Raw genomic sequence first — 22,109 nt, 5'->3', positions numbered from 1 at the left:
CCTTAGCGGCCAAGCGCAGCCGCAATATCGGCACCAACAAATTCGGCAGCCTGCCGTGCGGCGCGGTTCTCGGCGTCGCGGATGGCGCGCTGCTTGGCAAACTCCTGGCCTGGAAAGTCAAGCAGGGCCGTCGCATAGCGATTGCCGGCCTTGATGACGTGGCCATCCTTCGTCGACTTCAGGGTGTAGTCAACGCTGACAGTCGCGCGTCCGGCCAGAGACTCATCTGATGACGCGACAAGCAGAGTGCTGATGACGTTTGATCGAACACTGAGTTCGACCTTATAATCTGGGTTCTCGGGCTCGCCACCACCGCGTGAAGCGATGAAGATCAGTCGATTGCGAACTTCTTGCTCGACGCGGCTCGTCGCTTCCGAGAAGCCGACAGACGCGAGTTTACCCGCGACGCCGGAGCTTTCGGAATAAAGAGGGCGAACCTGGCAGGATGCAAGAAAGGCCGTGGATGCAACGATTGCGGCCATGCCCGAGCCGCGTAGCAGCTTAAAAGCGATATCAAACGACAATGTTCACAATCCTTTGCGGAACCACGATGATCTTCTTAGGCGTCTGACCGTTCAGAGCCTTCTTGACATCATCCAATGCGAGCACACTTTCGGTAACGGCATTCTGATCTGCGTCGCGAGAAATTGTCAATTCGGCGCGCTTCTTGCCGTTGATCTGAACCGGCAAAACCACATCGTTTTCAACGACAAGGCCCTCGTCATAACGTGGCCAATCGGTGTGCGCCAGCAAACCGTCGTTACCCAGCACTGCCCAGCACTCTTCGGCCAGATGTGGCGTCATCGGTGCTACCAGCTGAATAAGGATCTCCGCGGCGTTGCGCACGGCGGCGCGATACGCCATATCGCCCTCACCTGCGGCGACGCGGGTCAAGGGTGAGGCCAATGCGTTGACGAGCTCGTAGATCCGCGCAACAGCCTTGTTGAACCAGAGACGATCGTAGTCGTTCTGGACCGCCTTCAGAGTCTTGTGCGCGATTTGCGAAATAGCCTGAGCTTCCCCATCCTTAGCCGGAGTCGGCACCACTTCTCGCAGATTATCCGATGCCTCGGCAATCAGACGCCACAGTCGCTGCGTGAACCGGTGAGCGCCTTCGACGCCTGCTTCCGACCAGATGACGTCGCGCTCCGGCGGCGAATCCGAAAGCACGAAGAAACGGGCGGTGTCCGCGCCGTAAGAAGCGATGATATCGTCCGGATCGACGACATTCTTCTTCGACTTCGACATCTTCTCGATCGATCCGATCGCGACTTCCTCGCCGTTGGAGAGGTGATAGGCGCGCCGTTTCCCTTCCAGTTCCTCGATGCGAATGTCCGCCGGTGCGACCCACTCGCGGCTCATACCCGTGCCGCGGCTGTATGTCTCGTGCACGACCATACCCTGCGTGAAAAGACCCTTGAATGGCTCCTTGGCGTCGACGTGGCCTGTCTCGCGCATCGCCCGAGTGAAGAAGCGGGAATAGAGGAGGTGCAGGATCGCGTGCTCGATGCCGCCAATGTACTGATCGACCGGCAGCCACCGATTGGCAGCGCTCGGGTCGGTCGGCTTGGTTTCCCAAGGCGCCGTGAAGCGCGTGAAGTACCAGCTTGAGTCGACAAAAGTATCCATCGTATCGGTTTCCCGTCGCGCGTCCTCGCCGCACTGCGGGCAAGCGACATGCCGCCAGGTCGGATGACGATCGAGCGGATTGCCCGGCTGGTCGAAGGTTACATCTTCCGGCAGCTTTACCGGCAGGTCCTTCTTTGGAACGGGAACGACACCACAATCATCACAATGGATCACTGGGATCGGGCAACCCCAATAGCGCTGACGCGAGATGCCCCAATCGCGCAAGCGGAAGTTCACCTTACGCTCGCCTTGTGAAGCATTACCGAGCGTCATCGATGACAGACGGTCAGCGACGATTTCGAACGCCTCGCTGGTGGACTTTCCGTCGAGGAAGCGTGAGTTGATCATGACGCCGTCGCCATCATAGGCGACGTCGCCGACACTGAAGGTCGCAGCATCACCATCTGCCGGCATGACAACTGGAACTACAGGCAAACCGTACTTCCGCGCAAAATCGAGGTCGCGCTGGTCACCGGACGGGCAGCCGAAAATCGCACCGGTGCCGTAGTCCATAAGGACGAAGTTTGCGATGTAGACTGGCAACTCCCACGAAGGGTCGAGAGGATGTCTGACGCGAATGCCGGTATCGATGCCCCTCTTCTCTGCAGTTTCCAGCGCAGCAAGCGAGGTTCCGGCGCGGCGGCATTCTTCGCAAAAGGAATCGATAGTCGGATTCTTCGCGGCGGCATCCTTGGCCAGCGGATGGTCGGCCGCGATCGCCAGGAACGACGCGCCGAAAAGTGTGTCCGGCCGTGTCGTGTAGACCTCGATCTCGGTTTCTCCGGCTGGAGCTGTCTCCTGCACGATCTCCCAGCGCAGCATCATGCCCTCGGAGCGGCCGATCCAGTTCTTCTGCATCAGTCGAACCTTTTCCGGCCACTGATCAAGCGTATCCAACGCCTCGAGCAGATCCTGGCTGAAGTCGGTGATTTTGAAGAACCACTGCGTCAATTCCCGTTGCTCAACCAGTGCGCCGGAACGCCAGCCGCGTCCGTCAATCACCTGTTCGTTGGCGAGCACCGTATTGTCGACCGGATCCCAGTTCACCTTCGACTGCTTGCGATAGACGAGCCCTTTCTCGAGGAAGTCCAGGAAGAGATGCTGTTGGTGCTGATAATAGGCGACATCGCAGGTCGCGAATTCGCGGCTCCAGTCCAGCGAGAGGCCCATCGCCTTCAACTGGGACTTCATTGACGCGATATTCTGGTAGGTCCAGGATGCCGGATGCACGCCGCGCTCCATGGCAGCATTCTCGGCCGGCATGCCAAAGGCGTCCCACCCCATGGGATGCAGCACGTTATAGCCGCGAGCGCGCTTGTAGCGGGCTACGACATCACCCATTGCGTAGTTCCGCACATGGCCCATGTGGATGCGGCCGGATGGATACGGAAACATTTCGAGGACGTAATACTTCTCGCGCGGATCGCTGTTGTCGGTCTCAAAGACCTTCGCTTCGTTCCATTTCTGCTGCCAGCGAGGTTCAGCATCGCGCGGGTTATAACGTTCGGTTGCCATGGTATTCGTATTTCCGAAAAATCAGGGGAAGTTGGTGGTGACCTTCACCATGAAACCACCGTAGCGTCAAGTTTTACGGGTGCGGCAGGCGTCCGATCCCGATCTGTCGGCCAAGATTTCCGGTGTGTGGGCCTTGGCAAGCACAGCCCGGGCGTTTAGTGCATGGCCATCTTCCCATGCGGTCATGTCGAGGGCGAGTGATGGATCTTGAAGAGCGATTGAACGATGTGCGCTCGCGTATCTCTGTGGCTGAACAACGGGGCGGACGGCCCGACGGTTCGGTTCAGCTTGTCGCCGTTTCAAAGACATTCGACGCAGACGCGATCCGCCCCGCGCTTCAGGCCGGGCAGCGGATCTTTGGGGAAAATAGGGTTCAGGAAAGCCAGGGAAAATGGCCTGAACTGAAAGCCGAAACGCCAGGCATCGAACTCCATCTCATCGGCCCATTGCAGTCGAACAAGGCGGCCGAGGCAGTCGCGCTATTTGATGTCATTGAAACCATCGACCGCGAAAAGATCGCCCGTGTCCTGGCGGACGAGATGAAGCGTCAAGCGAGGACCCCTCGGCTCTATGTTCAGGTCAACACCGGGCTTGAACCGCAGAAGGCTGGGATCGCGCCGGACGACGTCGTGATGTTTGTGGCTTTCTGTCGTGACGAACTCGGCCTCACCGTCGAGGGATTGATGTGCATCCCGCCCGCGGATGAAAATCCCGGCCCACATTTCGCGTTGCTTGCGAAGCTTGCAAAGGACTGCGGCGTCGAGAAACTCTCGATGGGAATGTCTGGCGACTATGAAACGGCCGTTGCCTTTGGGGCGACCAGCGTGCGCGTCGGGTCCGCGATCTTCGGCGCCCGTTGATACGCTGCTTTCGTCGGGCTTCCTCTCCCGGCAGACCTCTCCTAGATTGATAGGATAACTTGCATGTCCTGGGGAGGAGCAGATGCAGGGAAGCTATCGCCAGACCTACGCCAGCTGGAGGAGCGATCCGGAGGCCTTCTGGCGCGAGGCAGCCGCGGATATCGACTGGTTCAAACAGCCGACCCGGACTTTCTCGCCGGAGTATGGCCCCTATGGCCGTTGGTTTGCTGGAGGCGAAACCAATACCTGCTTCAATTGTCTTGACCGCCACGTTCGGTCTGGCCGCGGCGACGATACTGCCTTTATCTACGATAGCCCGATTAGTGGTGCGAAGACTGCATTTACTTATGGCGAAGTCCTTGCCGAAGTGAGCGCCATTGCAGTGACGCTGCACGAGCGCGGAATTGCCAAGGGCGACCGCGTCATCATCTATATGCCAATGGTGCCGCAGGCGGTCTTTGCCATGCTCGCCTGCGCCCGCATCGGCGCAGTTCATTCCGTTGTGTTTGGCGGCTTTGCGGCAAATGAACTTGCCGCACGAATCGACGATTCGGGAGCGAAACTAATCCTCACCGCAAGTTGCGGGCTCGAACCGGGGCGAGTGGTGCCCTACAAGCCCCTGGTCGATCTGGCGATCGCCATCGCGAAGTCGAAGCCGGCCCGTTGTCTTGTCCTGCAGAGGCCGCAGCTCGTGGCAGAGCTGGTTGATGGTCGTGACGAGGATTTCGAAGCCGCCGTCGCGAGAAATCGCGGTGTGAACGTCGAATGCACTCCCGTCGAGGCGACGGACGAACTCTACATTCTCTATACATCAGGCACGACCGGCCAGCCCAAGGGCGTTGTGCGTGATAATGGCGGCCACATGGTCGCCCTCGCCTGGTCCATGGCGAATATCTTCGGCATCAAGCCTGGTGAGGTGTTCTGGGCGGCTTCCGATATAGGTTGGGTCGTTGGCCATTCCTACGTTGTCTATGCGCCGCTTCTCGTGGGCGCTGCCAGTGTGATTTTTGAGGGAAAGCCGGTTGGCACGCCTGATGCTGGTGTCTTCTGGCGCATCGCGTCGGAGCATGATGTTCGTGTTCTTTTTACCGCGCCCACGGCGTTTCGTGCCATTCGCCGCGAAGATAGCGATGGTATCCATATCAAGGCATACGCAATGCCGAATTTTCGTGCGCTGTTCCTCGCAGGAGAGCGTGCCGATCCGGAGACGCTGAAATGGGCCGAGCGGATGCTTGATGTTCCCGTGATCGATCATTGGTGGCAGACGGAAACCGGATGGCCGATGGTGGCGAACCCGCTCGGCCTTGAGGCTTTGGCCGTGAAGCACGGCTCGCCATCTGTGGCCATGCCCGGCTACGGCATCCACGTACTCGACGATGCCGGGCACCCGGTTGGGCCGGGGACGCTTGGAAACATCGTTGTCGAGCTTCCCCTGCCCCCCGGTTGCCTGCCCACGCTGTGGAATGCCGACGAGCGCTTCCGTTCAGCCTATCTGGCGGAATTTCCTGGCTATTACAAAACCGCGGACGCCGGCTACATCGACGCAGATGGTTATCTCTTCATCATGTCGCGGACCGACGACATCATCAACTGCGCTGGCCATCGTCTGTCCACGGGGGCAATGGAGGAGGTTTGTGCGATGCATCCGGATGTCGCCGAATGTGCGGTGGTCGGAATTGCTGACCAACTGAAGGGCCAGGCACCCTGTGGCTTTCTCGTTCTGAAGAAGAATGTTTCACGGGAAACATCGGCGATTGAATCTGAGGTCGTGCAGTTGATCCGTGACTCGATCGGCCCGGTGGCCGCGTTCAAGACCGCGATAACCGTCGATCGCCTTCCCAAGACCCGCTCCGGCAAGATCTTGCGCGGCACAATCCAGAAGATCGCCGATGGCGTGCCGTGGAAAATGCCGGCAACGATCGACGATCCCATTATTCTCGAGGAAATAGCCGAAGCGCTGCGCAAGCGTGGGTTCGGTTCCCTGCCGATGTAGGCGCAAACGAAAAGGCCCCGCTTACGCAGGGCCTTGAGTGTCGATCATCTGAGACAATCAATACTGATCGTCTTCGTCCTCGTCCTTCGGGGAAGACTTCAGAGACTTGAGCTTTGCGAAGACGGCATCGGCGTCGATTTCCTTCTCCTCTTCGCGCTCATGGCCCGTCAGACGCTCGGTTTCGTGGGCCGACTGCAGGGTTGCGCCAAGCTCGGCGGCGGTCGGCAGCGGACGGCCCTTCGCCGCCTTTTCGACTTCCATGTCGAGATCGATCTGGCTGCAAAGGCCGAGTGTTACCGGGTCCATCGGCGCGAGGTTTGCGGAGTTCCAGTGAGTACGTTCGCGAATTTGCTCGATCGTCGACTTCGTGGTGCCGACGAGGCGGGAAATCTGCGCATCCTTCAGTTCCGGATGATTGCGCACCAGCCAGAGAATGGCATTCGGGCGATCCTGACGCTTGGAAACCGGCGTGTAGCGTGGGCCGCGGCGCTTGGATTCGGGCACGCGAACCTTGGGCTCGGAGAGCTTCAGCTTGTGCGCCGGGTTCTTTTCTGCGCGGGCGATTTCGTCGCGCGAAAGCTGACCGGTGGCAATCGGATCGAGACCCTTGATGCCTTGCGCGGCTTCGCCGTCGGCAATTGCCTTCACTTCGAGCGGATGCAGTCTGCAGAACTGCGCGATCTGGTCGAATGACAGGGCTGTGTTGTCGACGAGCCAGATGGCAGTCGCCTTCGGCATGAGCAATTGTTGAGCCATGGATATAGTCCTTCTGTCGTCCGCGCCGGTGTCGCGGTCCGTGGATTGTCACCACTATGTCCGGGAAATATGGCGCTATATAACCGCAGTGACGCAGAATTGCAATTGATCACGAATGAAATGACCTTTGTCTAATTGCCGGGCAGATGCGACCTGCTATGAATGCCTAAAGCCAGTCAGGGCTGCTTCGCTTTTTGGCCGCCCGGTATCCGAGTGAGGAGGAATTCCATGTCCGAAAAGATCTACCCGGTGCAAAAGCCGGTGAAGAACCATGCGCTTATCGATAAGGCCAAGTACGAGCAATGGTACGAGGAAAGCGTCGAGAACCCCGATAAGTTCTGGGGCAAGCATGGCAAGCGGATCGATTGGTTCAAACCTTACACCAAGGTCAAAAACACGTCCTTCAGAGGTAGGGTCTCGATCAAGTGGTTCGAGGATGGGCAGACGAACGTTTCTTACAACTGCATTGACCGGCACCTGAAGACGAACGGCAACCAGGTGGCTATCATCTTCGAGGGCGACAATCCGTACGTCGACAAGAAGATTACCTACAACGAGCTCTATGAGCACGTGTGCCGCATGGCGAACGTCATGAAGAAACATGGCGTCAAGAAGGGCGATCGCGTTACCATCTACATGCCGATGATCCCAGAGGCGGCCTATGCCATGCTCGCCTGTGCCCGCATCGGTGCGGTTCATTCGGTCGTGTTTGGCGGTTTCTCGCCGGAAGCGCTGGCAGGCCGTATCGTCGATTGCGAATCCACCTTCGTCATCACCTGCGACGAAGGCGTGCGCGGCGGCAGGCCCGTGCCGTTGAAGGACAATACCGACACGGCAATTCATATCGCCGCTCGTCAGCATGTCATCGTCGACAAGGTTGTCGTGGTGCGGCGTACTGGCGGCAAGACAGGATGGGCGCCCGGCCGCGATCTCTGGTACCATCAGGAAATCGCTACGGTTAAGCCGGAGTGCCCGCCCGTGAAGATGAAGGCGGAGGATCCGTTGTTCATCCTTTACACCTCTGGCTCGACTGGAAAGCCCAAGGGTGTGTTGCACACGACGGGCGGCTATCTCGTCTACGCGGCAATGACCCACGAGTATGTCTTCGATTACCACCCGGGCGATATCTACTGGTGCACCGCCGACGTGGGCTGGGTCACCGGGCACTCGTACATTGTTTACGGTCCGCTTGCGAACTGTGCGACGACGCTGATGTTCGAAGGTGTTCCGAATTTTCCGGACCAGGGCCGGTTCTGGGAAGTCATCGACAAGCACAAGGTCAATATCTTCTACACGGCGCCAACGGCGATTCGCTCTCTGATGGGTGCCGGCGACCACTTCGTCACGCGCTCGTCGCGCTCCAGCCTTCGCCTGCTCGGCACGGTTGGCGAGCCGATCAATCCGGAAGCGTGGGAATGGTATTATAACGTCGTTGGCGATAAGCGTTGCCCTGTTATCGATACCTGGTGGCAGACGGAAACCGGGGGTCACATGATCACGCCACTGCCGGGCGCCACTGACCTTAAACCGGGGTCCGCGACGAAGCCGTTCTTCGGCATCAAGCCGCAGTTGGTCGACAACGAAGGCAATGTGCTCGAGGGTGCTGCCGATGGAAACCTCTGCATTACCGACAGTTGGCCGGGACAGATGCGCACCGTCTATGGCGACCACGAGCGCTTCATCCAGACATATTTCTCGACCTACAAGGGCAAGTATTTCACCGGCGATGGCTGCCGACGGGATGAAGACGGCTACTACTGGATTACCGGTCGCGTCGATGACGTGCTGAACGTTTCAGGCCACCGTCTGGGTACCGCCGAGGTCGAATCGGCGCTTGTTTCGCACAACCTCGTCTCGGAAGCCGCCGTCGTTGGCTATCCGCACCCGATCAAGGGTCAGGGCATTTACTGCTATGTCACGCTGATGGCGGGCAATGAAGGCTCGGACGATTTGCGGCAGCAACTGGTCAAGCATGTTCGCAGCGAAATCGGCCCAATCGCGGCACCCGACAAGATCCAGTTTGCACCGGGGCTTCCGAAGACCCGTTCGGGCAAGATCATGCGCCGTATCCTGCGCAAGATCGCCGAGGACGACTTCGGCTCGCTGGGTGATACCTCGACGCTCGCCGATCCGGCTGTTGTCGACGATCTGATCGCCAACCGGCAGAACAAGACGGCCGCCTAAGAAAAAAGCCGCTCCGAGCGATCGGGGCGGCTTCAGTTCTCTGCCGGGCATGTTTCTCGCGGTTTTCGGCCGCCGTCATGGGCGCGCACGATTCCTTCTTCCAAAAGGTCTTGAGCCGGATTCTTGCCATCCGAAAGGGTGACGTTGGCCAGGATACGACCGAAATACTTGTCGCCGGCAATCTGCGTAAGATGGATCTCGGGTGATCCGGATGTCAGGTTTTCCAGAGCGTGGCGAGCGTCGATCCCCGCACACCTTATTTCAGCACAGTTGGAGTGCATCTCAGGGGCGTCGATCCCGCGAATCCGAACGTAGACTTCCATTGTCTGCTGCGGCCAAGGGCGCGCTTCGACCAGCAGAGTGTCACCATCGATCACTCTCAGGATTTCAGCGAATACTGGTCCCTCTATTTCGTCGCAAGCAACGGCCGTTACCGGCGTCGCAGCGAGGGCCAGCGCGACAAAGGAAACAATCTTTCTCATGAAAGGAATAAATTCCGATCTCAAGGGGAAGTCAATAGGAATATTTACTTAGAAATCGATCGCTCTGCCGTTGATTTCCCAGTCTCCAAAGCGGGAAGGATCTGCACCGCCGCGGCCACCTATCTCGGGCGGCATTTCGACTTGCTTCTCGTTTCGCCGACGCTCTTCGGCCTCGGCAAGCGCACGCTTGGCAGCCGGCGACAGCAACTTGCGAGGACCCTCGGCGGCTTCAGTCGCCAGGGTTTCGTTGTTGTCATTGTCCGCTGCTTGCATCACGCGATTCCGCCCGAAAAATATTGAAAATGGCTGGTGAATGACCAAATCATAGAGCGCTGGCGCCGCAATTGAAACCCTATAACCTTGCGCGGTCCGCTTAGGCGTACTTTGGAGATAGCGATGAACCTCGTCCGTACAGCCATGTTGCTCGCCTTCATGACCGCATTGTTCATGGCCGTCGGCTTTCTGATTGGCGGGCGCGGCGGCATGATGATCGCGTTCGTGATTGCCGCTGGGATGAACTTCTTTTCCTATTGGAATTCCGACCGCATGGTGCTGTCGGCCTATCACGCGCAGGAGATCGACGAGCGCAATGCCCCGGAGTTCTTCGCGATCATCAGGGATCTGGCGCGCAATGCCGGCCTGCCCATGCCGAAGGTCTATCTCTACGATAGCCCGCAACCAAATGCTTTCGCAACAGGTCGCAATCCCGAGAACGCCGCCGTTGCCGCGTCCACAGGCCTGTTGAGCGCACTGACGCCGGAAGAAGTGGCTGGCGTCATGGCCCATGAGTTGGCCCACGTGCAAAACCGTGACACCTTGACGATGACGATCACGGCGACCCTAGCCGGCGCGATTTCTATGCTTGGCAATTTTGCGTTCTTCTTCAGTGGCAACCGGGGAAACAACAACAATCCGCTGGGTTTCATAGGGGTATTGCTGGCAATGATTGTCGCGCCGCTTGCCGCGATGATGGTTCAGATGGCCATCAGTCGTACGCGCGAATATTCGGCCGATCGCCGAGGTGCAGAAATTTGCGGCAATCCGCTGTGGCTTGCCTCGGCACTCGGCAAGATTGCACGTAGCGCCTCGCATGTGCCGAACTATGATGCTGAGCGCAACCCGGCGACGGCCCATATGTTCATCATCAATCCGCTGACAGGTGCTGGCATGGACAATCTGTTCTCTACGCACCCGAACACGGAAAACCGGATTGCAGCTCTGCAGGAAATGGCACGTGGCGGCATGAATGTCTCGACGGCGACGGCGCGCGCTGATAATCCGATGCGCAAATCGCGCTCGGTTCCGAATACCGGTCTTGATCGCGGTGGCTCACAACCGCCGAAAGGTCCGTGGTCTTGAATTCAGACGGCAAGAAAAAGCCATTTCGCAAACCAAAGTCATCCAATCAGGGGTCTGTTCCTGGTCCAACAAAACCCGGACTGCAGGTTCGCGCTGCGGCTGCCAAGATCCTGGCGGCCGTCGTCGACCGGAAGCTTTCACTTGACGGCGCCTTGGACAATGAACATGGCAATCCGGTGTACAAGGCTCTCAACGAGGGAGACCGCGCCCTGGTGCGCGCCATTCTCAATACGACGTTGCGGCATTTGCCACGGATCGATGCCGCGATCTCCCGCCTGCTTGAATCGCCGCTTCCCGAAGGTGCAAGGGCGCTGCACCATGTGCTTGCGATCGCTGCCGCGCAGATTCTCTACCTCGATGTGCCGGATCATGCGGCGGTCGACCTCGCGGTCGAGCAGTCAAATCAGGACCCGCGGAATCGTCGTTTTGCGAAGTTGGTGAATGCCGTTCTGCGGCGTCTTGGACGCGAGAAGGACCATATCCTTGCCGAGATCAGCTCGACCCCGGTGATGCCGGAATGGTTTCTCGACAGGCTCGAGAGGGCCTATGGCAAGGAAAGGGCACAATCGATCTCTGAATCGCAACTTGAGCCGGCCGCAATCGATCTTACGGTCAAAGACGACGCGCAGGGATGGGCGGGACGTCTGGGCGGCTTTGTGCTGCCGACCGGTGGTGTTCGGCTTGCCGCCTTCGAGGGTAGCGTTCCCTCATTGGAAGGATTTGCGGAAGGCGCGTGGTGGGTTCAGGACGCAGCCGCCAGTATCCCTGCTCAGCTGTTTGGCGACCTGGCGGGCAAACGCGTTGCCGATCTGTGCGCAGCTCCCGGCGGAAAAACGGCCCAGCTGATCCTTGCTGGAGGCAAGGTTACCGCCGTCGAGCAGTCCGAAAACCGCATCAAGCGACTGCGAGCGAACCTTGATCGGCTTGGATTGAATGCCGAGACGGTTGCCAGCGACCTCACCAAATACGAGCCGGTGGAGCTTTTCGACGCCATATTGCTGGATGCGCCCTGCTCATCGACGGGGACGACGCGCCGGCATCCGGATGTACTTTGGGCCAAGGGGCCGGAGGACATCGCGAAACTTGCTGCGCTTCAGGAGCGATTGCTGCGCCACGCTATAACCCTGTTGAAGCCCGGGGGCACGATCGTCTTTTCCAATTGCTCGCTTGATCCGGCCGAAGGAGAGGATGTGGCCGCTCGCGTTCTTTCGGACGCACCGATGCTCGAGCGCGTCGCCATTGAGGCCGAGCACTGGCCAGGCCTGGAGTCTGCCATCAGCCCTCTTGGAGAGTTCCGGACGACACCCGACATGCTCGAGGTTCCCTCCGGTTTTGCGGGTGGTCTTGACGGCTTCTACGCCGTCGTGATGCGCCGTGTTGCCTGATCGAATGGCAACTGGCATAGTTAAGCACCTGTCATAATTTGATACGTAAGTGTCACTGATTCCGGGCTTATTCACTTATTCTTAACGACGCGGGTCAATAGACAATAAACATGTGGTCCGGGTTCTCGACTCTTTACGTGGGAGAGGCTTGGCGGCGCGCGCTGTGCCGCGGAGCAATTCTGCGGCTGCGTCTCTTCCGCCATACGGTTCACGCCCCGGAACGCTTAATCGTCGCTCCGACCGACCTGCGTGCAGTTGATCCGCATGTGGCCGAAGAGATTTTGAACGGCCGCTTCCCGCTCGCCGGTCGGCTCCTCGAGACCGGCGGCAAGTCGCCCTTCAATTTCAGCCTCCCGTCTCGAGCTTTCGCGCTGCGGCTTCATAACTTCGGCTGGCTCCGCCACATGCGAACCAAGAAGAGCGACCTTCATTCAAGCGTTGCCCGCTCCATCGTCAACAACTGGCTGTCGCTGCATGGTGGCCGCATCGAGGGCATTGCCTGGGAGATCGATGTTACTGCGCAACGCGTGATTTCCTGGCTCTCGCATTCGCCTGTTGTTCTCCACAATGCCGATCGCGGCTTCTATCGCCGCTTCTTGCGCTCGCTCGCCTTTCAAGTGCGATTTCTGCGTCGAATGGCAAAATACGCGCCTCCCGGTGAGGTTCGCTTTCGATTGCGGATTGCTCTCGCGATGGCCTCCATTGCGATGCCAACGCGCGCAGGCGCCCTTCGACGCGCTGCCGAGGCATTGGACCAGGAGTTCGATAGCCAGATTCTGCCTGACGGAGGTCATATCTCGCGCAATCCACGCGTCGGGTTGGAATTGCTCCTTGATCTCCTTCCGCTACGGCAAACCTACGTCAATCTCGGTCATGACCTGCCGCAGAAGCTGATCTCGGGTATTGATCGCATGTATCCGGCCCTGCGCTTTTTCAGGCATCAGGATGGTGATCTCGCGCTTTTCAATGGCGCGACGTCGACTCTCGCGACGGAATTGATGTCGTTGCTTCGGTATGACGAGACCGCGGGCGATCCCTTCAAGGCAATGCCCCATTCGCGCTATCAGCGGCTGGCGGCGGGAAGAACCGTAATTATTGCCGATACCGGACTGCCGCCTGCCGGGAGCCTGTCCCGCACAGCGCATGCCGGGTGTCTGTCGTTCGAGATGTCCTCCGGACGTCACCGTTTTATCGTTAATTCTGGGTCGCCGAAATTCGCCGGGCGGCGCTACGTACAGATTGCTCGAACGACCGCTGCGCATAGCACCGTCACTGTCAATGACACCTCATCAAGCCGTTTTGCACCGTCCGAGTTCGTTGCGAATGTGATTACTGATGGCGTGAAAGCCGTGAATGTTGATCGCGCGCTCACCGATGACGGCCGCGACGTGATCAAGGCAAGCCATGATGGCTACCTCAACGCCTTCGGTATCCTGCACGAGCGCGAACTGACCCTGAACGCCACGGGATTGATCGCCACGGGCTGTGATCGACTGGTTGCGCCGGAAGGCAAGGTCGATGAGGCCGTGCGCGCAGTGGCACGCTTCCATGCCCACCCTTCTATCAACCTAAAGCAAATCGACAAAGAGTCGATCATGATGACGGCACCCGATGGAGAAACATGGCTGTTCTCCACGCCCGGCAACGAAGTGCTGATTGGCGAGGACGTCTTCTTTGCCGACGCGTCGGGCATTTGCGGATCCGACCAGATCGAGATCGCCTTCTCCTATCCCGACAGGCCGGAAATACGCTGGTTTTTATCGCGCAAGAGCTAGCGACTGTTTCCGCGGGCGCAAAGCTGTGCTAACGCGGCGCCATCATCCGCTTATCCCTCGCCGGATATCTCCTGAAAACCAAATGGAGAAGCCTCATGGCCGTTGTTTCCAAGAAAATTCCCGCACCCGACAAGGTCGCCGTCAAGACCGCGTTGCTTTCGGTATCGGACAAAACTGGTATCGTCGAACTCGCGCGTGCGCTTGTCGACAAAGGCGTTCGCCTCCTATCAACGGGCGGCACTCATAAGGCAATTGCGGCGGCCGGACTTGCCGTGACCGATGTTTCCGACGTTACAGGTTTTCCTGAGATCATGGATGGTCGAGTGAAGACCCTGCACCCGAAAGTGCATGGCGGCCTACTTGCCATCCGCGATGATGCGGAACACCAGGCGGCGATGAAGGCGCACGGTATCGAGGGTATCGACCTTGCTGTCATCAATCTCTATCCATTCGAGGACGTCCGTGCTGCGGGCGGTGACTATCCGACAACCGTCGAGAATATCGATATCGGCGGTCCGGCGATGATCCGCGCATCGGCCAAGAACCACGCCTACGTAACGATCCTGACCGATCCAGCGGACTATTCCGAACTGCTCGAGCAGATCGCTTCGAATGCCGGCCAGACCGCTTACGCATTCCGCCAGCGGATGGCAGCCAAGGCCTTCGCTCGCACGGCAGCTTACGACGCCATGATCTCCAACTGGTTTGCCGAGGCTCTTTCGATCGACACCCCGCGTCATCGCGTCATTGGCGGTGTGCTCAAGGAGGAGATGCGCTACGGCGAGAATCCGCATCAGAAGGCGGCATTCTATGTGACAGGCGACCGTCGTCCCGGCGTTGCCACCGCGTCACTGCTTCAGGGCAAGCAACTCTCCTACAACAACATCAACGACACCGATGCGGCCTATGAGCTCGTTGCCGAGTTCCTACCGGAGAAGTCGGCGGCCTGCGCGATCATCAAGCACGCAAATCCCTGTGGCGTGGCGACGGGTTCCAGCCTGCTCGACGCTTACAAGCGCGCGCTTGCCTGCGATTCCGTCTCCGCCTTCGGGGGCATCATTGCGCTCAACCAGACTCTTGATGCGCAAACCGCTGAAGAGATCATCAAGCTCTTTACCGAAGTCATCATCGCGCCCGACGTCACCGAGGAGGCGAAAGCCATTGTTGCACGCAAGGCAAACCTTCGGTTACTGACTGCAGGCGGCCTGCCGGATCCGCGCTCTGCTGGTCTGACGGCGAAAACCGTCTCCGGTGGCCTGCTCGTGCAGAGCCGCGACAACGGCATGGTCGAGGATCTTGAACTGAAGGTGGTTACCAAGCGTGCGCCGACCCAGCAGGAACTCGAAGACATGAAATTTGCCTTCAAGGTTGCCAAGCATGTCAAGTCGAACGCCGTGGTCTATGCCAAGGATGGACAGACAGCCGGCATTGGCGCAGGCCAGATGAGTCGTGTGGATTCTGCCCGTATCGCCGGCCTGAAGGCCGAGGAAGCGGCCAGAGCTCTCGGGCTCGTAGAACCGTTGACGCGCGGCTCGGCCGTGGCCTCGGAAGCCTTCCTGCCCTTTGCCGACGGCTTGTTGTCGATGATTGCAGCCGGTGCGACGGCGGTTATCCAGCCGGGTGGATCGATGCGCGACCAGGAAGTGATCGACGCCGCCAACGAGCACAATGTCGCGATGGTCTTTACCGGTATGCGGCACTTCCGCCACTAACCGGTGGCCTCTTCCGTTACGCCCTGTCCGCGGGATAGGGCGTACGGACAAGTAGGATCAGTCCTGCAGCGAGGAAAAGTACGAGTGTTGCCATTCCAAGCCGTGACGAGCCGGTCACATAGGTCACGACGGAAAAGAACAGCGTCGCCATGAAGCTCGTAGCGCGCCCTGAAAGCGCATAGATGCCAAAATAACGGCCTGCCTCGTGCAGGCTTACGCTGCGTGCGAGGTAGGAGCGGGACGAGGCCTGCACGGGGCCGAAGGCGAGTCCGATCAACAGGCCATAGGCAATATAGGCTTTCTCGGCTGCCGTCCCGAAAAGGCCGCCGGAATCGGCGGTTGGCAGCTCAAGCAGGCCAAAGAGTGTGTATCCAGGCCCAGTCGACACTATGCCGATGGTGGCGAGCAGCAACATCGTCAGGCTGATGACGATCGTTGATTTGGAGCCTATGCGCCGATCGACGCGACCGGCAATGATACAGCCGAAGATCGCAACGACGTTGAGTATAATTCCGTAGATCCCTATCTCGATCGTCGCCCATCCAAACATTCCGGCGGCAAAAGCGCCGCCGAGGATCAGTAGTCCGTTGACGCCATCCTGATAGATCATCCGCGCGATCAGGAAGCGAAGAATGCCATGGCGTTGCTTGAGCTCGCCAAGCGTGCTTTTCAACTCGGTAAAGCCGGTCCGCACCGCGGCACCGAACGGGAGCCCCTTGCTGATGTCGGGCGTAAAAAAGAACATCGGGAGAATAAAGATCAGGTACCAGACGGCCGAAATCGGCCCCGTGATGCGGGCATCCTCTCCCTGGTGCGCATCGAGACCGAACAGGGGCTCAAGACCGAGAATTGTTTTGCCGGATTCGAGATTGCCGGCGAGCAAGACCACTACCGCGATCAGGACAATCATCCCGCCGAGATAGCCGAGGCCCCAAGCCGTATTGGATAATTTTCCGACCTCGTCCTTGCTGACGAGCCGCGGCATCATGGAATCGTTGAAGACGATAGAGAACTCGGCCGCGATCGAAGCCAGGATCATGAAGATCATGGGATAGATCAGCGGCGAACCAGGGGCCGCAAACCAGAGGCCGAAGAGGCTCGCAATCTTGATGATCGCAAAGAAAGCGATCCAGGGCTTTCGGGCGCCGGACTGATCGGCGATCGAACCGAGGACGGGCGACAAGATGGCGATGATCACCGAGGAGATCGTCGCCATGTTGCTCCACATTGCCTGGGCGGAGACCGGATCGGCCGTCAGACGCGACACGAAGTACGGGCCGAAGATGAAGGTCGTCACAACAGTGAAGAATGGCTGGGCTGCCCAGTCGAAGAGCATCCAGCCCCAGATGCCCTTCTCCGATGCCCTAGCCGGCTGCGTTCCCGTCCAGTCGATGCGATTCACAATCCGCTCCTGATTCCGAGCGGAACTGTCTCACCTCGCCCCGTCGCGCGCAAGATCGCTCAACAGGCCAGCAGCCACGGTGATGCGGGCAAGGTTCGGGTCGCCGCTGTCGCTCAGCCCGGACAGTTCTTCTGCTATCCGGTTGATCCTGATGCGATCGCCGGCATGCCAAGCTTGGACTGGAAGCTTATCCTTGCCGTGGTTGGCAAGTGCCGAAATGACGATGTCGCGTCGCGCGCTGGCGATCTGGTCGATACTGCGGGCCAGCGCCAGGTTCTCGTAATGGTCAGCTGTGATGATCCGTGAGCCGGCGGCAAGCAAGCGCCCGATCCGGAAGGTCTGGGAGACGGCAAAATAGCTTTCCGCCGCGCGCGCCAGCGGTTCGCCTGTGCGCTCGGCGATCTGCATGATCTCAGGCACGAGCGCAAAGCCGAGCAGCCCAGAAATCTCGGCGGCCAGCTTATCGGGCACACCGGCCTCGCGATACTCCTGCTGGCGTGCCTCGAGCTCGGGCACTGTATGGCTGGCGAAGATCGGCTTGAGCTTCTTCAGGGCTGTCTGGAGCCCCTCGATCGTAGCCGCCATATCGCCCTTGGCCATCTGTGTCTTCAGAAGCAGACGCGTCAACACCGTGAAGGTGTGGCTGATCTCCTCGTAGATGCGGTTCTGCATCTGGCCGCCGATCTTGCCATCCAAGGCATCCGTTTCGGTCCAGAGCCGCCCGAGATCGAAACCGTCACGGGCTATGATCGCAGCTCGAACAACTTCCGGCGCGGATGCCGCGGTGGCATCCATCATGCTGACGGCGAAGCCGGGGCCGCCACGATTGATCGCTTCGTTGGCGAGTACGGTCGCAATGATCTCGCGTTTCAGACGATGGGAATCGATGTCGGACGCGTTCGTCTTGCGCATTTTTGCAGGGAAGTAGTTCGAAAGCGTTGTATTGAAATATGGATCATCGGGCAAATCGCTGGCGGCCAGGGCATCGAACAGCACGATCTTGGCATAGGAAAGCAGAACGCCGATCTCGGGTCGGGTCAGTGGCCTGCCTGCCGCATAGCGCTCAGCAAGGACAGTATCGTCAGGAAGCGTTTCAACCTTGCGGTTCAGTTGCTTGGCACCTTCCAGTACCGTCATAAGGCGCGCGAGTTCCAGCCCGTTGGCCGTGCCTTTGTGCTCCGTCAGCGAAATCGCCAGGGATTGCAAATAGTTGTTCCTGAGCACAAGCTTCGCGACCTCGTCCGTCATCGATGCGAGGAGCTGGTCGCGCTTTGCCCGCGTGAGGCGATTGTCATGCATTGCAGCGGCAAGCGCGATCTTGATGTTGACCTCGACGTCCGACGTGTTGACGCCGGCCGAATTGTCGATCGCGTCGGAATTGCAGCGTCCGCCTCTCAGGCCGTAGGCGATGCGGCCCTTCTGCGTGACGCCAAGATTTGCGCCCTCGCCGATCACCTTGGCACGCACATCTTCCGCCGCAACACGAATGGGGTCGTTGGCACGGTCGCCGACCTCGGCGTCGGTTTCCGACGGCGCTTTGACGTAGGTGCCGATCCCGCCGAACCACAGCAGATCAACCGGGCTCTTCAGAATAGCCGTCATGATCTCAAATGGCGTTGCTACCGTCTTGTCGATACCGATCGCAGCCACCGCTTCCGGCGTTAGTGTGACGGACTTTGCCGATCGGGAAATGATCATGGCGCCCTTCGAAAGAACGCTCTTGTCGAAATCCTGCCAGCTCGACCGCGCCAGGTTGAAGAGCCGCTGCCGTTCTGCGAGCGTCTTCGCCATATCCGGATCCGGATCGATGAAAATGTCGCGGTGGTCGAACGCGGCGATCAGCCGGATCTTTGGCGACAACAACATGCCGTTGCCGAATACATCGCCGGACATGTCGCCAACGCCGGCAACGGTGAAGGGCGTCGTCTGGATGTCGATGTCCATTTCACGGAAGTGGCGCTTTACCGTTTCCCAGGCGCCGCGGGCGGTGATGCCCATCTTCTTGTGATCGTAGCCGGCCGAGCCGCCCGAAGCGAACGCATCGTCCAGCCAGAAGCCAGCCTCCTGAGCTAGCGCGTTGGCGGTGTCCGAGAAGGTAGCGGTGCCCTTGTCGGCGGCCACGACGAAATAGGGGTCGTCGCCGTCAAGCCTGACCGTGTCCTTCGGCGGCAAGATATCGGCGCCACTGATGTTGTCGGTAATGGACAGCAGCGTACGGATATACGTCTTGTAAGCTTCACGGCCGGCGTTGAAGATCTCGTCGCGGCTGCCGCCGACCGGGAGTTTCTTCGGATAAAAGCCGCCCTTCGCGCCAACCGGCACGATCACCGCGTTCTTGACCTGTTGTGCTTTCACAAGCCCCAGCACTTCGGTTCGATAGTCTTCAGCACGGTCCGACCACCGCAGACCGCCACGCGCCACCTTGCCGAAGCGCAGGTGCACGCCTTCGACTTCGACGCCATAGACGAACATCTCGCGGAAGGGTCGCGGTTCGGGCAATCCGTCCACCTGATGCGGATCGAGCTTGAAGGCCAGCATAGCCCTCGGCGAGCCGTCTTGATTGCGCTGGAAGTAGTTGGTTCGCAGTGTCGCATCGACGACGTTGACGTAGCGGCGCAGAATTCGATCGTCGTCGAGACTTGGCACATCGGAGAGAGCCTTCTCGATCCTTTGGTGATGTTCGGTCGCCTTCTTGATCCGCGCCTTCTCGGAAATTTTCGGATCGAGCGCGTCGTAGAACAGCCGGAAGATCATCGCCGCGATGACCGGATACTTGTCGAGCGTCGTAGCGATATAGTCCAGTGAGTATGGAATGCCGGCCTGCCGTAGATAGCGTGCATAGGCACGAAGGACGCTGGTTTCACGCGCAGTCAGACCCGCCGAGATGATCAAGCGGTTGAAGTTGTCATTGTCGATCACGCCGCTGAACGCTGCGAGGAACGCTTCTTCCAACATCTCTCCATGACGATGGAGGTCAATTTGAATGCCTCCGCGAGGCTCGAGTTCCATATCATGCAGCACCACCAGTGTTTCGGGGCCACCGTGGAGGGTTACATCGATGTCGAATGTTCCCTCGCTGATGACGTTAAAGCCGAGGTTCTCGAGCAATGGCACGCGGCGAGACAAAGCGAGCTGGCCGCCGGAATGGAAAATCTTCAGGCAAAGCAGCTCAACGCCGTCTTTTTCTCGCGTGTAGAACGCAATGCGGATTGGTTCTCCGGCTGCGCAAGCGGCGATATCCTCGAGATCGTAAAAGGTTTCTTCCGGCGGGAAGAGATCCTGGAAGGCGTGGCTCACGCGCAACTGGGGAGCCTTGGGTCCAGCCAGAGCCTCGAAGCGGTCATCCCAGCGCGCGGTGATGGCACGAATTGCCTCTTCCAGCTTTGCCTGTGGCACACGCGGGGTTTTGCCACCGGACCGGCCGATGATGAAATGGACGCGGGCAACGCCGCCTTCAGGAAAGGCCGGGTAATAAGCCGAGACGCGGCCGTCATAGACCGTTTTCAGATGAGTTCCGATCTTTTCTCGCACGATCGAGTCGTATTCTTCGCGCGGCACATAAACGATCACTGAAACGAAGCGGTCAAAGTGATCGATGCGTGGCAGCGCGCGCACACGCGGCCGGTCGGCCAGATCATTGATCTGCTCGGCAAAGCTCGCCAGAAGCGTCGTGTCGATCTGGAAAAGGTCGTCGCGCGGGTAGGATTCCAGCGTGTTGTCGAGCATACGGCCCGAGTGACTCATCGGGTCGAAGCCGAAATGTTCCTTCACCCGCTCGATCTTGGAGCGAAGTAGAGGGATATCGCTGGCGAGAGACGTATAGGCGGTTGAAGTGAAGAGACCGACAATGCGCAGTTCGCCGGTAACATTCCCGTCGGCATCAAAGCGCTTCACGCCGACATAGTCCATATAGGCGCGGCGATGGACGATCGATTTCACGTTCGCTTTGGTGACAATCAGAAAATCCGGTCCATCGAGGAATGCCAGAATTTCAGGTGTCGTCGTTACGGCATCCTTGCCGGTGCGCAAAACGAGCACGTCGGGGTTTGAAAGGATGCCGAGACCGGTGCCTTTGTCACGCTCTACCTTCGCGTTCGCGCCTCTGCCCGAGTAGACGTACTCGCGCATCCCGAGGAAAGTAAAGTTTGCATCGCGCAGCCACGTCAGGAAGGCGAGCGCTTCATCCCGTTCCGCTTTCCTGCGGCTGGCATTGTAGGCGGAAAGCTCGTCAATGACCGTTCCGAGCTTATCGAGCATCGGCTTCCAGTCGGAAACCGTCACGCGCACCTGTTCGACCACGGTCTTCACCCGTTTGACGAGGTCGGCTGCCTGGGCCGTCGTCAGCGGTGCAAGGTGCAGCTGAATATGGCTGACGCGATTGGCCGGCTCACTCGGGAGGTCGGCAGTATAAAGTTCCGGCGCTTTGCCGTCCTCCATCACAAGGATCGGATGCACGGCCATATAGAGGTCGCGATAGCTGCTGGTGACCTCTCCCATCACCGATTCATACAAGAACGGCATGTTGTGGTCGGTGACCGAAAGAATGGACACGGCAACGCCGTCAGGCTCCACGTCAGGGATGGTGTCGATGGTGATGCGCGCCGAATTGCCTGCCCAGGCTGCAAGTTCTTTCGCTGAATGCGCGGCGGAAAGCGCCAGCATCTCCGGTGTGTAGCGTTCCAGGTCGTCGCCGCTGGCGCGCCCGAACAGGAACTCGGGATCGAGGAAGGTCTCCCCGGTTGCGGCCGCGATTTTGGTTGCGCTCTCGAGCTGTTTTTCTCGCTTCGGATTGTTTCGACCGGCCATCTCAGATACTCCCTCATCTCCTCGATTTGGCGCAAGTTAGCAGAAGATTTGACGAAAGAATCTCTAAAAGAGCGCTTTGCGAGGCAGCTTTCATGCGTTTTTGGCCATCGGGACGCAAATTTTCGAAAGATTTTGCTTCGTCGTACAGATTTCTGAATTTCTTGCAGCCGACGCTTTCATGTCTGCGTGAAGAGCAGTTGACAGTGGAGCTGCAAAAAGGAGATCAACGGGCATCGAAGGCCGAGTAGAGC

The 22,109-nt window shown here is 58.9% G+C and carries 14 protein-coding genes; 7 read left to right on the top strand and 7 right to left on the bottom strand.

Annotated elements, in window-relative coordinates:
• Positions 1–2 precede the first annotated feature (2 nt).
• Together lptE and leuS are read right to left on the bottom strand one after the other, a co-directional pair.
• Positions 3–524, bottom strand: coding sequence for an LPS assembly lipoprotein LptE (lptE, locus tag ATY79_RS19295; RefSeq protein ID WP_088704615.1), 522 nt, complete (start codon positions 522–524; stop codon positions 3–5).
• Positions 514–3,144, bottom strand: coding sequence for a leucine--tRNA ligase (gene leuS, locus ATY79_RS19290; RefSeq protein WP_088704614.1), 2,631 nt, complete (start codon positions 3,142–3,144; stop codon positions 514–516). Before leuS ends, lptE begins: the two co-directional genes overlap by 11 nt.
• 200 nt (positions 3,145–3,344) lie before the next feature.
• Here leuS and ATY79_RS19285 point away from each other — a divergent pair, with 200 nt between their 5' ends.
• Both ATY79_RS19285 and ATY79_RS19280 read left to right on the top strand, forming a co-directional pair.
• Positions 3,345–4,004: a YggS family pyridoxal phosphate-dependent enzyme gene (locus ATY79_RS19285; RefSeq protein WP_088704613.1), complete on the top strand. Its 660-nt coding sequence runs from the start codon at positions 3,345–3,347 to the stop codon at positions 4,002–4,004.
• 82 nt (positions 4,005–4,086) lie between these two features.
• Positions 4,087–5,997 (top strand): propionyl-CoA synthetase, encoded by a 1,911-nt coding sequence (locus tag ATY79_RS19280; protein WP_088704612.1) that lies wholly within the window; start codon positions 4,087–4,089, stop codon positions 5,995–5,997.
• Positions 5,998–6,054: 57 nt separating this feature from the next.
• On the opposite strand, the gene ATY79_RS19275 is transcribed toward ATY79_RS19280, so the two are convergent.
• On the bottom strand, positions 6,055–6,753 hold the full coding sequence (locus tag ATY79_RS19275) for a DUF1013 domain-containing protein (RefSeq protein ID WP_088704611.1): 699 nt from the start codon (positions 6,751–6,753) through the stop codon (positions 6,055–6,057).
• A gap of 228 nt (positions 6,754–6,981) precedes the next feature.
• Between ATY79_RS19275 and acs the strand changes: the two genes are divergently transcribed.
• Positions 6,982–8,937 (top strand): acetate--CoA ligase, encoded by a 1,956-nt coding sequence (gene acs / locus ATY79_RS19270; RefSeq protein WP_088693165.1) that lies wholly within the window; start codon positions 6,982–6,984, stop codon positions 8,935–8,937.
• 32 nt (positions 8,938–8,969) lie between these two features.
• Here the strand turns inward: acs and ATY79_RS19265 are convergent, their stop codons facing one another.
• Together ATY79_RS19265 and ATY79_RS19260 are read right to left on the bottom strand one after the other, a co-directional pair.
• A complete protein-coding gene (locus tag ATY79_RS19265) occupies positions 8,970–9,419 on the bottom strand; it encodes a thermonuclease family protein (RefSeq protein WP_088704610.1) in 450 nt (149 codons plus the stop codon).
• A gap of 48 nt (positions 9,420–9,467) precedes the next feature.
• Complete coding sequence (locus ATY79_RS19260; protein WP_088693163.1) at positions 9,468–9,692, bottom strand: DUF1674 domain-containing protein; 225 nt, start codon at positions 9,690–9,692, stop codon at positions 9,468–9,470.
• Positions 9,693–9,815: 123 nt separating this feature from the next.
• Here ATY79_RS19260 and htpX point away from each other — a divergent pair, with 123 nt between their 5' ends.
• From htpX to purH, 4 genes are all read left to right on the top strand, one after another.
• Positions 9,816–10,778: a zinc metalloprotease HtpX gene (htpX, locus tag ATY79_RS19255; protein WP_088693162.1), complete on the top strand. Its 963-nt coding sequence runs from the start codon at positions 9,816–9,818 to the stop codon at positions 10,776–10,778.
• On the top strand, positions 10,769–12,163 hold the full coding sequence (locus ATY79_RS19250) for an RsmB/NOP family class I SAM-dependent RNA methyltransferase (RefSeq protein WP_189637161.1): 1,395 nt from the start codon (positions 10,769–10,771) through the stop codon (positions 12,161–12,163). The genes htpX and ATY79_RS19250 overlap by 10 nt, the downstream gene beginning before the upstream one ends.
• 110 nt (positions 12,164–12,273) lie before the next feature.
• Positions 12,274–13,938 (top strand): heparinase II/III family protein, encoded by a 1,665-nt coding sequence (locus tag ATY79_RS19245; RefSeq protein ID WP_088704609.1) that lies wholly within the window; start codon positions 12,274–12,276, stop codon positions 13,936–13,938.
• Between the two features lie 95 nt (positions 13,939–14,033).
• The gene (purH, locus tag ATY79_RS19240) at positions 14,034–15,650 is read left to right on the top strand and encodes a bifunctional phosphoribosylaminoimidazolecarboxamide formyltransferase/IMP cyclohydrolase (protein ID WP_088693160.1); all 1,617 of its coding nucleotides are present in this window, start codon (positions 14,034–14,036) and stop codon (positions 15,648–15,650) included.
• Between the two features lie 16 nt (positions 15,651–15,666).
• On the opposite strand, the gene ATY79_RS19235 is transcribed toward purH, so the two are convergent.
• Both ATY79_RS19235 and ATY79_RS19230 read right to left on the bottom strand, forming a co-directional pair.
• Complete coding sequence (locus tag ATY79_RS19235) at positions 15,667–17,055, bottom strand: MFS transporter (protein ID WP_189637166.1); 1,389 nt, start codon at positions 17,053–17,055, stop codon at positions 15,667–15,669.
• Positions 17,056–17,082: 27 nt separating this feature from the next.
• Positions 17,083–21,858, bottom strand: coding sequence for an NAD-glutamate dehydrogenase (locus ATY79_RS19230; RefSeq protein WP_088704608.1), 4,776 nt, complete (start codon positions 21,856–21,858; stop codon positions 17,083–17,085).
• Positions 21,859–22,109 lie beyond the last annotated feature (251 nt).

The organism is Rhizobium sp. R693, from assembly GCF_002211315.1.
GTDB lineage: Bacteria > Pseudomonadota > Alphaproteobacteria > Rhizobiales > Rhizobiaceae > Rhizobium.
This window is presented reverse-complemented; position numbering and strand designations above follow the sequence as displayed.

Excerpts from the sequence above, each read along its gene's own strand:
- leuS (WP_088704614.1), bottom strand. The coding sequence starts at position 3,144 with ATGGCAACCGAACGTTATAACCCGCGCGATGCTGAACCTCGCTGGCAG.
- ATY79_RS19285 (WP_088704613.1), top strand. The coding sequence starts at position 3,345 with ATGGATCTTGAAGAGCGATTGAACGATGTGCGCTCGCGTATCTCTGTG.
- ATY79_RS19280 (WP_088704612.1), top strand. The coding sequence starts at position 4,087 with ATGCAGGGAAGCTATCGCCAGACCTACGCCAGCTGGAGGAGCGATCCG.
- ATY79_RS19275 (WP_088704611.1), bottom strand. The coding sequence starts at position 6,753 with ATGGCTCAACAATTGCTCATGCCGAAGGCGACTGCCATCTGGCTCGTC.
- acs (WP_088693165.1), top strand. The coding sequence starts at position 6,982 with ATGTCCGAAAAGATCTACCCGGTGCAAAAGCCGGTGAAGAACCATGCG.
- ATY79_RS19265 (WP_088704610.1), bottom strand. The coding sequence starts at position 9,419 with ATGAGAAAGATTGTTTCCTTTGTCGCGCTGGCCCTCGCTGCGACGCCG.
- ATY79_RS19260 (WP_088693163.1), bottom strand. The coding sequence starts at position 9,692 with ATGCAAGCAGCGGACAATGACAACAACGAAACCCTGGCGACTGAAGCC.
- htpX (WP_088693162.1), top strand. The coding sequence starts at position 9,816 with ATGAACCTCGTCCGTACAGCCATGTTGCTCGCCTTCATGACCGCATTG.
- ATY79_RS19245 (WP_088704609.1), top strand. The coding sequence starts at position 12,274 with ATGTGGTCCGGGTTCTCGACTCTTTACGTGGGAGAGGCTTGGCGGCGC.
- purH (WP_088693160.1), top strand. The coding sequence starts at position 14,034 with ATGGCCGTTGTTTCCAAGAAAATTCCCGCACCCGACAAGGTCGCCGTC.
- ATY79_RS19230 (WP_088704608.1), bottom strand. The coding sequence starts at position 21,858 with ATGGCCGGTCGAAACAATCCGAAGCGAGAAAAACAGCTCGAGAGCGCA.